The 12,111-nt window shown below is 66.8% G+C and carries 12 protein-coding genes; 8 read left to right on the top strand and 4 right to left on the bottom strand.

All coding sequences use genetic code 11. From position 1 onward, the window contains the following. Positions 1-189: 189 nt before the first annotated feature. A complete protein-coding gene (locus FQU96_RS04475) occupies positions 190-1,989 on the top strand; it encodes a DUF255 domain-containing protein (protein WP_146539611.1) in 1,800 nt (599 codons plus the stop codon). A gap of 24 nt (positions 1,990-2,013) precedes the next feature. Here FQU96_RS04475 and FQU96_RS04470 read toward each other — a convergent pair whose 3' ends face one another. Then, a complete protein-coding gene (locus FQU96_RS04470; protein WP_218574592.1) occupies positions 2,014-3,003 on the bottom strand; it encodes a tripartite tricarboxylate transporter substrate binding protein in 990 nt (329 codons plus the stop codon). A gap of 91 nt (positions 3,004-3,094) precedes the next feature. Beyond that, entirely contained in the window at positions 3,095-3,856 is a 762-nt protein-coding gene (locus tag FQU96_RS04465) for an SDR family NAD(P)-dependent oxidoreductase (protein ID WP_146539610.1), read from the bottom strand. A gap of 159 nt (positions 3,857-4,015) precedes the next feature. Between FQU96_RS04465 and FQU96_RS04460 the strand changes: the two genes are divergently transcribed. Beyond that, positions 4,016-4,693, top strand: coding sequence for a nitroreductase (locus tag FQU96_RS04460; RefSeq protein ID WP_146539609.1), 678 nt, complete (start codon positions 4,016-4,018; stop codon positions 4,691-4,693). 89 nt (positions 4,694-4,782) lie between these two features. Further along, entirely contained in the window at positions 4,783-5,706 is a 924-nt protein-coding gene (locus FQU96_RS04455) for a glutathione S-transferase family protein (RefSeq protein WP_146539608.1), read from the top strand. A 1-nt stretch (position 5,707) separates the two neighbouring features. Here the strand turns inward: FQU96_RS04455 and FQU96_RS04450 are convergent, their stop codons facing one another. Next, positions 5,708-6,286 (bottom strand): DUF3830 family protein, encoded by a 579-nt coding sequence (locus FQU96_RS04450; protein WP_146539607.1) that lies wholly within the window; start codon positions 6,284-6,286, stop codon positions 5,708-5,710. A gap of 46 nt (positions 6,287-6,332) precedes the next feature. Here FQU96_RS04450 and FQU96_RS04445 point away from each other — a divergent pair, with 46 nt between their 5' ends. Both FQU96_RS04445 and FQU96_RS04440 read left to right on the top strand, forming a co-directional pair. Next, positions 6,333-7,946, top strand: coding sequence for a PLP-dependent aminotransferase family protein (locus FQU96_RS04445; RefSeq protein ID WP_146539606.1), 1,614 nt, complete (start codon positions 6,333-6,335; stop codon positions 7,944-7,946). Positions 7,947-7,984: 38 nt separating this feature from the next. Further along, positions 7,985-8,836: an AraC family transcriptional regulator gene (locus FQU96_RS04440; RefSeq protein WP_146539605.1), complete on the top strand. Its 852-nt coding sequence runs from the start codon at positions 7,985-7,987 to the stop codon at positions 8,834-8,836. Positions 8,837-9,075: 239 nt separating this feature from the next. Here FQU96_RS04440 and FQU96_RS04435 read toward each other — a convergent pair whose 3' ends face one another. Further along, positions 9,076-9,726, bottom strand: coding sequence for a glutathione binding-like protein (locus FQU96_RS04435; RefSeq protein WP_146539604.1), 651 nt, complete (start codon positions 9,724-9,726; stop codon positions 9,076-9,078). Positions 9,727-9,800: 74 nt separating this feature from the next. On the opposite strand from FQU96_RS04435, the gene FQU96_RS04430 reads away from it, so the two are divergent. The 3 genes from FQU96_RS04430 (at position 9,801) to FQU96_RS04420 (ending at position 12,096) form a co-directional block, all read left to right on the top strand. After that, on the top strand, positions 9,801-10,421 hold the full coding sequence (locus FQU96_RS04430; RefSeq protein ID WP_146539603.1) for a TetR/AcrR family transcriptional regulator: 621 nt from the start codon (positions 9,801-9,803) through the stop codon (positions 10,419-10,421). Between the two features lie 211 nt (positions 10,422-10,632). Continuing rightward, entirely contained in the window at positions 10,633-11,457 is an 825-nt protein-coding gene (locus FQU96_RS04425; protein WP_146539602.1) for an oxaloacetate decarboxylase, read from the top strand. A 231-nt stretch (positions 11,458-11,688) separates the two neighbouring features. After that, positions 11,689-12,096, top strand: coding sequence for an SRPBCC family protein (locus tag FQU96_RS04420; protein WP_146539601.1), 408 nt, complete (start codon positions 11,689-11,691; stop codon positions 12,094-12,096). Positions 12,097-12,111: the final 15 nt, after the last annotated feature.

Genomic DNA, 12,111 nt, shown 5'->3' with positions numbered 1-12,111 from the left:
AGAATTTCCCCTCGGACCGGCGAGAACGGTCCCCGGGCGAGCGGCTTTCCTACGCTCTCCGACCGCACCGCGCAAGCCGCGCCCTGCCGCATGGATGCCGGGCTGTCACGACCCTTCAACTGGCCGTGACAGCGGCTCCATTCCGCCGCCGGCGGCGTATCCGGACAGACACCATCGGCGAGGCAGGCCATGTACCGGTTGCGCGCACTGTTCGGCGTTCTTGTGCTGGCCGCATCGCTGGGCGGCCCGGCGCAGGCCGACGAGGCCAAGGACCACCCCATCGGCTGGCAGGACTGGACGGCTGACGTGTTCGCGCGCGCCGGGCGCGAGGACCGCTACATCATCCTGCACATGGCGGCCGTGTGGTGCCACTGGTGCCATGTGATGGAGGACACGACCTATCGCGACCCGGCCGTCCTGAAGCTGATCGGCGCGAAATTCATCCCCGTGCGGGTCGACCAGGACGCGCATCCCGAGCTCTCCTATCGCTACGAGAACTGGGGATGGCCGGCCACCATCATGTTCGACAAGGACGGCAACGAGATCTTCAGGCGCCAGGGATACCTGCCGCCCGAGCTGTTCGCCAAGCTGCTGGTGGCCGTGATCGAGGACCCGTCCGCCCTGCCGGCATCAGGCCTCGACGCCCAGGCACGCCACGGCGCGCATGCACTGGATGCGACCACACGCGAGAAGCTCGACGAGCTCTATGGCGCTGCCTACGACGCCCTGCACGGCGGTTTCGGCACCATGCATCGCTTCATCCATGGCGATACGGTCGAATACGCGCTGATGCGCAGCCGACCGCTGCGGCGCCAGGCAGACCCGGCGACCTACGCCGACATGGCGCGCCGCACGCTGGCCGGCGCCGCGTGGCTGATCGACCCGGTGTGGGGCGGCATGTACCAGTACTCCGACGCCGCGGACTGGTCCTCGCCGCACTTCGAGAAGCTGATGAACATCCAGCGCGATGCGCTGCGCAGCTACGTGCTGGCCCACCAGATCACCGGCGATCCCGCCGCCCTCGCCGCGGGCCGCGCCATCGCACGCTGGCTGATCGAGCGCATGCGCGCCCCGGACGGCGGGTTCTACGTCAGCCAGGACGCCGACGTTGACCGCGCGGTCACGGGCAAGATCTTCTACGCACTCGACGACGCCGGCCGCCGCCAGCTCCGCGAACCGCGCATCGACCGCAACCTCTATGCGCGCGAGAGCGGCTGGGCTGCGGCTGCCCTCGCCGCGCTCTACGACGTGACGGGCGAGCGCGACTATCTCGACGCCGCCACGCGCGCCGTCGACTGGGCCATTGCCCATCGTCGGGCGCCCAATGGCGGCTTCGGCCACGCCCGCGCCGCCGATGACGACGTGCATCTGGGCGACACCCTGGCCATCGGCGAGGCGGCACTGGCGCTCCATCGCTCGACGGGCGATCGGCGCTGGCTCGTCCTGGCGCTGGAGGCAGCACACGCCATCAACGGCGGCTTTCGCGACGGCGACGGCGGGTTTGTCGTTCGCCAGCCCGATGCCAACGCCATCGGTGTGTTGCGCAAGCCGGTGAAGCAGATCGACGAGAACGTCGCCGCCGTGCGCTTTCTCAACCTGCTGAATCGCTACACGGCCGACGCGACGCTGCGCGCCGCCGCCGAACACGGCATGGCGTGGCTGGTGGCGCTGGCCCGCAACGACATGGTGCTGCCGGGCGCGCTGCTGGCCGACGACGAACTGGCGCGCGAGCCGGCGCATGTCACGATCGTCGGCGCCAAGGACGACCCGGAGGCCCAGGCGCTCCACGCTGCGGCACGACGTTACCCGACACGCTACCTGCGCATCGAGTGGTGGGACCGGGGGGAAGGACCACTGCCCAACCCCGATGTCGACTATCCCGAGTTGCCGCAGGCGGCCGCCTTCGCCTGCGCCAACGGCGTGTGCTCGCTGCCGGTGTTCACGCCGGCCGAGGTTCACCGCATCGTGCGCCAGGTCGAGGATCGATAGCGCAAGCGGTCATGACAATGAGCGTCACTGCTCCGGCTTGACGCCGGCGGTCTGGATGACCTTGGCCCAGCGGGCGACCTCCTCGGCGAGGAACTGGCCGGTGCGGGCCGGATCGTAGCCGCTGGGGATGATGCCCATGCCGGTGAAGCGCTCCTTGACCTCGGGCAGCGCGACGACCCGCGCGACTTCCTTCGACAGCCGATCGACGATGTCTCCCGGCGTGCCGGCCGGCGCCAAGGCCATCATCCAGGTCGACGACTCCAGCAGCGGTCCACCCGCCTCGACGATGGTCGGGACCTCCTTGGCCGCTTCCAGCCGCTCCTTCGACAGCATGGCGAGCGCCCGGACCTTGCCGGCACGCACCTGCGGCATCATCGACGATGGCGCGTCGATCAGGATCTGGATGCTGCCGCCGATCAGGTCCTGCAGCGCCGGTGCCGTGCCGCGGTAGGGCACATGCGTCATCTCGACACCGACGGTCTGCTTGAACAGCTCGGTCGTCAGGTGCGCGGCGGCACCGACACCGGACGAGCCGTAGGAAATCTTGCCGGGATTGGCCTTGGCGTAGTCGATGAGCTGCTTCACGTCCTTGGGCGCGAAGTCGTTATTGGCCGTGAGAATGAGCGGCGCGATCCCCATCAGCGATACCGGCGCAAAGCTCTTCACCGGATCGAACGACAGTTTGCCGGCATAGAGCGTGGCATTGGCCGCGTGGCCGGCAATGACAGTCAGGATCGTGTAGCCGTCGGGCGTGGACTTCGCTGCCGCCTCGGCGCCGATCAGCGAATTGGCGCCGGGCCGGTTCTCGACGATGATGTTCTGGCCCAGTGCCGACGTCAGGCGCTCGGTGACGATGCGGGTGGTGGAGTCGGTGATGCCGCCCGGCGTGTACGGCACGATCCACCGGATCGGCTTGGCGGGCCACGCCTGAGCCTGTACGCCGCCGCCTGCCAGTGCAGCCGCACCGCCGACGCCGAGCGCCAGCGCGTGCCGTCGATTGAACAGTTTCGTCACCCTCAGCTCCTTTTTTGAAGTCGACGCCGTCAGTCGTCGCCGGCTTTACGGCGCTGCGGCTCTGGCTTCAAGAGGGTGCGAATTCTGGTCGCTAGACGTGCTGGCCACCGTTGATCTGGACCTCGGCGCCGGTGACATAAGACGAATGCCCGTCGCACAGGAAGTGGATCACGTCGGCGACCTCGTCGGTTGTCCCCAGTCGCCGCATGGGGATTTGCTCGGCCACGATCTTTTCCGTGCCGGGCGACAGGATGGCGGTATCGATCTCGCCCGGTGCGATGGCGTTGACGCGGATGCCCAGCGGGCCGAAATCATGTGCCATCTCACGCGTCAGCGTCGCCAGCGCAGCCTTGGACGTCGCGTAGGCTGTACCCGCGAAGGGGTGTACCCGCGAGCCGGCGATCGAGGTGACATTGACGACGCAGCCCTTGGCGGCGGCCAGTTCTTGGATCAGACCACGTGCCAGCATGACCGGCGCAAAGAAATTGACGTTAAAGACCTGATGCCACAGGTCGAACGGCGTATCGGCGGCCCCCAGGCGCGCACCTTCGGCGCCCTTGGGCGAGATGGCGGCATTGTTGACCAGCGCGTCGAGCCGGCCACCTTTCAGCCGCGCCTTGATCTGCTCAATGCCACGGCCGACATCGACCGGGTCGGCCAGGTCGAGTTGAACATGGTTCTCGCCGCCGCCCGGCCACGGGCACAGCGCACTGAACGGCTGTCGCGAAATGGTAATGATGCGCCAACCGGCCATGCCGAAGCGTTTGACCGTGGCGTGGCCAATGCCGCGGCTGGCGCCAGTCAGCACCAGCGTCTTGGTATTGGCAACGGCCGAATCCGGCGAAGCGGCCATGTCGTTCTCCAAAGATCCGATATGTGGGCATAGAACGCCTTCGGCGCAACAGGGTCAATCCTGCAAGCATCCGCTCGCCCCATGAACATCACCGCCCCGCTCTTCACTGCCAGCCGACAGCGTCTGGTCAAGCGGGGCCAATCATCTTAGAACCCACCTATGCAGTTTGACGACGTCATCCTCGGCCGCCGAAGCATCCGTGGCTACAAACCCGATCCCGTTCCCAGGGCCCTGATCGAGGAAATCATCGGGTTGGCGATGCGCGCGCCGTCGTCGATGAACACACAACCCTGGAACTTCTACGTCATCACCGGCGAGCCGCTGGACCGCATCCGCGCCGGCAACACCGAGAGGAATCTGGCGGGCATCCCCCATTCGCGCGAGTTCCGCACAGGACAGGGTTTTACAGGTCAGCACCGCGATCGGCAGGTTGGCGTCGCCAAACAATTGTTCGCCGCAATGGGGATCGCACGCGACGACAAGGAAATGCGCCAGGACTGGGTGATGCGCGGATTCCGTCAGTTCGACGCACCGGTCTGCGTGATCGTGACCTATGACCGCGTGCTGGACGGCAGCGATGACACGCCCTTCGACTGCGGCGCCGTGACGACCGCCCTGGTCAATGCCGCCTGGTCTCGCGGGCTGGGTGCCGTGATCAACAGCCAGGGGATCATGCAATCACCGGTGGTTCGCCAGTACGCCGGCATTGCCGATGATCAAGTCATCATGAAAAGCGTCGCCCTGGGCTGGCCGGATGAAAGCTTCCCGGCCAACGCCGTCGTGTCCCACCGCAAAACGGTGGCCGAGGCGACGGTGTTCGTCGGTTTCGACGACTGACCAGATCATCGGTACGCGCAGCGTTACAATCTCTTTAGCCGACGCAATCAGCCGGCTATTTTCTGGGCGCCACAAAACGGGGAGACACCATGGCCGAGATCATCCTGCATCACTATCCGACCTCGCCCTTCTCCGAGAAGGTGCGGATCGTGTTCGGGCTGAAGAACCTCGCCTGGCGCTCGGTCGAAATCCCCGTGATCATGCCCAAGCCCGACCTGATGCCGCTGACCGGCGGTTATCGCCGCACGCCCGTGCTGCAGATCGGCGCCGACATCTATTGCGACACCCAGATCATCCTGCGCGAACTGCAGAAGCGCTTCCCCGAGCGGTCGCTGACGCCGGCCGGCCATGAGGGCGTCGCCGAGGCCCTGGCCTACTGGGCCGACCGCACCCTGTTCTGGTCCGCCGTCGGCATCGTCATGGGCACGCTCGCCGACACGCTGCCCGAAGCCTTCCACAAGGATCGCAGTGCCTTCTCGGGCCGGCCGGTCGATCCTTCACGCATGAAGGCCATGGTGCCGGTGGGCCGCGACCAGACCTATGCCGGGCTGGCGCATGTCGAGAGCATGCTGGTCGATGGCCGCGCCTTTCTGCTGGGCGGACAGCCGTCGATGGCCGACGTGGCGGTCTACAACCCGGTGTGGTTCGTGCTGAAGCGCCTGGGCGCCTCGACATCGCCGTTCGACAAGCTGCCCCAGGTCATGGCCTGGGCCCAGCGCATGGAGCGTTTCGGCCACGGCCAACCGACCGACATGGCGCCGGGCGAGGCGCTCGATGTCGCCGAGCGCAGCGAGCCCGACATGCCGGCCGGCGTGGACGCCGGCGATCCCAGCGGCCTGAAGGCAGGCACCCCGGTGCTGGTGACTCCCGACGATACGGGCAAGGTGCCGGTGGGCGGCGAGCTGGTGACGCTCAACGCCTATGAAATCGCCGTGCGCCGCGCCGACGAACGGCTCGGCACCGTGGTCGTGCACTTCCCGCGCGCCGGCTTCGTGCTGGCACCGGCCGCCTGAATCACGTCGGGTCGGCTGCGCTGCGACGGCGCGTCGTCATCTGTTTGGTGCCTTCGTAGCGCAGCCGCTTGCACATCACCGCGAAGCCGTCGAGGTTGTCGACCACCCGACCGAAGATGCAGACCTGGTTGGGGTGCGGCCGCCCATCCTTGGTGTAGATCGTCGTCGGAAAGTTCACGAACGCGTTGCGTCCATAGGCAATCGTGACTTCCTCGATGTAGGGATCCCACACCATGTCGCCGGGTGCCAGCCGCTGGAAGCGGTTCTCCAACGCGTAGCCCAGCGTTTCCAGCAGCGGTATGCGGTCGAGATAGAACGCGGCGTGCCCGAACCAGGCGCAGTGGATCATGGTGCCGGCATAGGGCAAGGCATCCCAGAAGGCCTGGCACGTCCGGGGCGCGACGTGATCCAGCAGGACAGCGCCAAATCGCTCGCCACCCATCTCCAGGTCGAGCCGCCGCGCTTGCGGCGGCACGGCGTGCGGGATCTCGAACCGGTCGTACCACCAGCCGTCCCACATCCTGCGCTGCGCCGCCTTGTCAGCCGGATCGAGGCCCAGGTCTGCGCGCCGTTCCACCATTGCAGTACCTCCGCAAGTCAGTTGGTCCGGCGACTCTGATATCAATATGGTATTGTCGATATGGCCACTTCTTCAGAAGAAAGGCAGACCATTTTGGAGGATCGCCATCGTCAAGACAGCCCGATCCATCGACATTCCGGCGCTCACGCTCGACCGACGGTCTCGCGTTCCGCTGCACCTGCAGATCTACGAGCGGCTGCGGGCGGCCGTCCTCACGGGCGCGCTGCGCCGCGGCGCACGCCTTCCGGCAACGCGCGCGCTGGCGGCGGAACTGGGCCTCTCGCGCGCAACGGTGCTGGCCGCCTACGAGCAGCTGCTGGCCGAGGGCTATCTCGAGAGCCGGGTCGGCGCCGGCACGCGCGTCGCCCGTCAGCTACCGGAGAGCGCGCTGCATGCCCCCAGCAGTTCTCGCCGCGCCCGTTCCCAACCGCTCTCTGCCATCAGCCCACGCACCATCGCGACGCGCGGCAAACGCATGGCGGAGGACAAGTTCGGACCTGAGCTGAGGACGGCGCCGCGCCAATGGCGTGTCCCCTTTCGGGTTGCCGTGCCCGCACTGGATAGCGTGCCGTTTCAGATCTGGTCACGGCTGCTGTCGCGCCACATACGCCATGCATCGCCGGAGATCCTGGATTATCGCGACGGACGGGGCCTGAAACGACTGCGCGTCGCCATCGCTGGCCATTTGTCGGTGTCACGCGGCGTGCGTTGCACGGCCGACCAGGTGCTGATCACGGCCGGCGCCCAGAGCGCGATCGATCTCGCCGTCCGTGTGCTGCTGGATCCCGGCGATGCGGCCGTCATCGAAAATCCGTCGCACCTCGGCATCCGCGGGGCCCTGAAGGGTGCCGGCGCCACCATCGTCCCGGCGCCTGTCGATCGCGAAGGGCTCGTCCTGTCGGGGCGCCACGCGCCGCCGACGGGGACGCGGCTGGTGTTCGTCACGCCGTCCAATCAGTTTCCGCTGGCAGTGACGATGAGCCTGCCGCGCCGCCTGGCGCTGCTCGACTGGGCAGCGCGCGCCAACGCCTGGATCCTGGAAGACGACTACGACAGCGAGTTCCGCTTCGCCGGCCGGCCGATCGAAGCGCTCCAGGCGCTCGATCACGCCAACCGTGTGCTCTACATCGGCAGCTTCAGCAAGGTGCTCTACCCCGGCCTGCGGTTGGGTTATCTCGTGGTACCCAGTGACCTGATCGACACGTTCGCCGCGGCGCGACGCTTCATCGACGTCCATCCGCCGGTGGTGTTCCAGGCCGCCCTGGCCGATTTCATCGCGGCCGGTCATTTCGGCCGACACCTCAGGCGCATGCGCGTCCTCTACGGCGAGCGCGGACAGGTGCTGAAGGATGCCGTCGATCGCCACCTCGCCGGTGCGATCGCCATGGAGCGTCCGCAAGCTGGATTGCATGCCATCGGGTGGCTGCCGCAAACCGCCGATGACAGCCTGGTATCGCGCCTCGCTGCCGAGCAGGGCATCGAAGCGCGCCCGCTGTCGCTCTACGCAATCGGCCGGATCAAGCCCGGTCTCGTGCTCGGCTTCGCATCGGTGCCACCCCAGGAGATCGAGAAGGGCGTGCGCACGCTGGCGCGGGTTCTCGACGGCGTGACGCAACGACGACGCCCGCCGCAGGTTGACATACCGGGTCCTGCTTTCTAGATAACCGTATATATAGTTAGGCACCGCTGAAGGAAGCCATGGCGGCCACGACGCTATCCCAAGGCGACGCGCTCACCGTTGTCGACTACCGATGCGAAGCCTGTCCGACCGACACGCCTTTCGCCGAAGTGCATGAGGCGTTCTCGGTCTCCTATGTGCGCAAAGGCAGCTTCGGCTACCGCACGCGGGGCGAGACCTTCGAGTTGGTGGCCGGCTCCGTTCTGGTCGGCCATCCCGGCGACGAGTTCATGTGCACGCACGACCATCATGTCTGCGGCGATGAATGCCTGTCCTTCCAGCTGACGCCGGCGCTGGTCGCGGCGATCGGCGACGGGCGCCGTGTGTGGCAGACGGGTTGCCTGCCGCCGCTGCCCGACCTGATGGTGCTGGGCGAACTGGCGCAGGCCGTTGTCGAGGGCAAGAGCGATGCCGGCCTGAACGAGGTCGGCATGATGTTCGCCGCGCGCTTCGTCGGCACGGCAGGCGGACGGAAGCGAAAACCGATGGCGGTCAAAGCGCGCGATCGCCGCCGCGCCGTGGACGCCGCGCTCTGGATCGACCGGCATGCCCACCAGCCGATCAGTCTCGACCACGCGGCTGGGGAGGCCGGCGTCAGTCCGTTTCACTTCCTGCGCCTGTTCGCGCGCGTGCTGGGCGTCACGCCGCACCAGTACCTGATCCGCGCGCGGCTGCGTCGCGCCGCTCGTCTGCTGGCGGACGGCGCGGAATCCGTCACCGACGTCGCCTTCGATGCCGGCTTCGCCGACCTGTCGAACTTCGTGCGCACGTTCCACCGTGCCGCCGGCATGCCCCCACGCCGCTTTCAGCAGGCAGCGCGGGGTGATCGTCGAATCCTCGAAGCGCGGCTGGCGACACCACTGGTGCACTGAGGCACGCCGAGCGTAAGGGCGTTCATCCCTTCTCCCCGCGCAGGCGCAGGGGGTGTCCGGCGAAAGTGTCCGGCAAAATCTAGCACTTTTCGCTGCAGTAACGCTTCATGGTGAGCTTGTCGAACCATGAAGCGTTCCGCACCAACCGTCGTGCACGGCCTTCATGGTTCGACAAGCTCACCATGAAGGCTTTTTCCCCGGACAGCCCTGCGCGCAGGCGGGGAGAAGGTGGATAGTTCTCAGCTGGCGGCGGCGGCTTTCGCTGTCTGCCGTGCCTTCTGGGCCCGGTACAGAGCGAACTCCTCGCTGACCGCCTTGGCGATCGACGGGCGCTTGAGCATGCGCTGATAGTAGTCGTGCACCGCCGGATAGGCCGCCAGGTCGACGCCGCTGTACTGGGCCCAGTTGAGCACGGTGGCGAGATACGCATCGGCCACGCTGAAGCGATCGAGCAGGAATTCATGCTTCGCCAGATGATCCTGCAGGATACCCAGACGCAGCGCGGCCTTGTCGCGCGCATAGGTCTTGACGTCGGCCGGTGCCGTCGGGTCGAGCAACGGCACGAACAGGGCCTTGTGCAATTCCGTGCCGATGAAGCCGAGCCACTGTTGCAGGCGCGCCCGTTCGGCCCCGGCCGACGGGGCCAGCTGCGCCGCCGGGAAACGATCGGCGACGTACTGCAGCACCGCCGTATTCTCGGTCAGCACGAACCCCTCGTCCGTGCGCAGGGCCGGCACCTGGCCCATGGCGGTGACGGCGAGGAAGTCCGATCCGTCTTCGACGCGCTTGGCATGTGTATCGACAGACGTGAATTGCGCGTCGGCGCCGACTTCGTACAGGGCAATGCGGGTCGCGAGCGAACAGGCCAGGGGAGAGAAATACAAATTCATCGTCAGTCCTCCGGGTATTGATTTTTTGTACTGTATTGAACATAAATAGAATGAGTCAATGGATTTTATTCCAGATGGTACAAAAAACAGAAAAGCGTCCGCGTGGCCGGCCACGGGCCTATGATCCGGAGCAGGCACTGACCCAGGCGACCGATGCCTTCTGGCGCACCGGGTTCTCCGGCACGTCGCTGGACGATCTGAGCGCCGCGACCGGCATGAACCGGCCGAGTCTCTACGGCGCCTTCGGCGACAAGCGCGCGCTCTACCTGGCGACATTGGATCGCTACATCGAGACCGGACGGCGGCTGATGGAAGAGGTCCTGGACAACAACCTGCCGCTGCGCAAGGTGCTGAAGCGCCTCTACGATCAGGCGCTGGTGCTGTATCAGCCCCCGGGCGATGCGGCGCTGGGCTGCTTCCTGATCGGCACCGCCGCGACGGAGTCCGTCGCCGACCCTGATGTGCGCAACAAGCTCGGCGAGGGCCTGCGCACGTTCGACCGCGTGTTCGAAGCCCGCCTGCGGCACGCGCAGGCGCGCGGCGAGATTGCCGCCACGGCCAACCCCGCGGCGCTGGCCAAGATCGCCTCCGCCGTGCTGCATACGCTGGCGCTGCGATCGCGTGCCGGCGATTCGGCGGCATCGCTGCGCGCCACCGCGGACGCCGGCGTGCAACTCATCTGTGGATCGACGTGATCGCGTGCGATGGCAGTCGGAGGCGGTGACCGCGTCCGATTCCCGCCAGCAGCACCCTCACGCAAGGTTGTCGTGTTGAACACCGGAGCACATGTGATCCGGGGCCGTTGTCGGCTATCCGCCAATGGCCTCCCCGGCTGGCGCGGATTGGTCGTCGGCAACGGCGAGGTTGAACGCTAGGGTGTTCAGGCAGAACGACCAGGAGGGACTTATGGCTGCGAGCCAAAGCGACAAGGCCAACCGTTTCCGCGCCCTGCACCTGGGGACCAGTGCATTCGTCATGCCCAACCCGTGGGATGCCGGCTCGGCGCGCATCCTGGCCGGGCTCGGCTTCGAGGCCCTGGCGACATCAAGCGGTGCCTTCGCCGGCACCCTGGGGCGGCGCGACGGCAAGGTGCAGCGTGAGGAGGCATTGGCCCATGCCCGCGCCGTTGCCGGCGCCGTCGACATCCCGGTATCGGCCGACCTGGAGAACGGTTTCGGCCATGCGCCATCCTTCGCCGCCGAGACGGTGCGGCTTGCCGCCGAAACCGGTCTTGTCGGCTGCTCGATCGAGGACGCGACCGGCGAGAAGGATCGGCCGCTCTACGATTTCAATCAGGCGGTGGAGCGCGTGGCGGCATCGGCGGAAGCGGCAAAGTCGCTCGGCTTCGCTTTCACGCTGACGGCACGATCGGAAAACTTCCTGCGCGGCAATCCCAATCTCGATGACACCATCAAGCGCCTGCAGGCTTACGAGAAAGCCGGCGCCGACGTGCTGATGGCGCCCGGCCTGCCCGACCTCGCCGCCGTGAAGGCGGTGTGCTCGGCGCTGTCGAAGCCCTACAACTTCATGGTCGGCATCAAGGGCAGGTCGTTCACCCTCGCCGACCTCTCGGCCGCCGGCGTGCGCCGCATCAGCCTCGCCACGTCGCTCTATCGCGCTGCGATGAACGGGCTGATCAGCGCCGCGCAAGAGGTGAAGGACAAGGGCACCTTCGGTTATGTCGACACGTCGATCGCGACGCCCGATCTGAACAACTACATGCAAGGCTGAGCAGCCGGTACACGCAACCGCTCTGCCGCTGAGACGAGGGATCCAGGGACAGCCTGGATCCCTCGTTTGCGTTCGGCACAACCGCGCACCTCGAGATTCGCAAGATTCTTCAAGATCGATGCGACGGGGCTCTCCTAGGGTGACGCCGTCCGGATCCCGCGAGCACCGCATGCCGATACGCGGCACAGTGGCGGTGTCGACCGCGCGGTCCCTGTCATCAGGAGACGTGCCATGGCCACCCTGCGTCAGGAGATATCGATCAACGCACCGGTCGAACCGGTATGGTCCGCCCTGCGTGACTTCCACGCCCTGCACCGGCGCCTGGTGCCGGGTTTCGTCGTCGATTGCCGCGCCGACGGCGATGCCCGGGTCATCACCTTCTTCAACGGCATGACGGCACGCGAGCTGCTGGTCTCGATCGACGACACGCACCGCCGGCTCGTCTATGCGATCGTCGACGGCCAGGCGACCCACTACAGCGCATCGGCCCAGGTTTTCACCGATGGCGACGATCGCTGTCGCTTCGTCTGGCTCATCGACCTGCTGCCCGACACCCTGGCACCTGCCATCGGCGCCATGCAGGCGCACGGCGCATCCGTCATCAAACAGGCGCTGGACCGCCAGCCGGCCCATGCCTGATCGACGGGAGCGTCA

The organism is Reyranella sp. CPCC 100927, assembly GCF_007859315.1.
Classification (GTDB): Bacteria; Pseudomonadota; Alphaproteobacteria; order Reyranellales; family Reyranellaceae; genus Vineibacter.
Note: the sequence above shows the minus strand (reverse complement) of the source record. Positions and strands in the feature narration are given on the sequence as shown.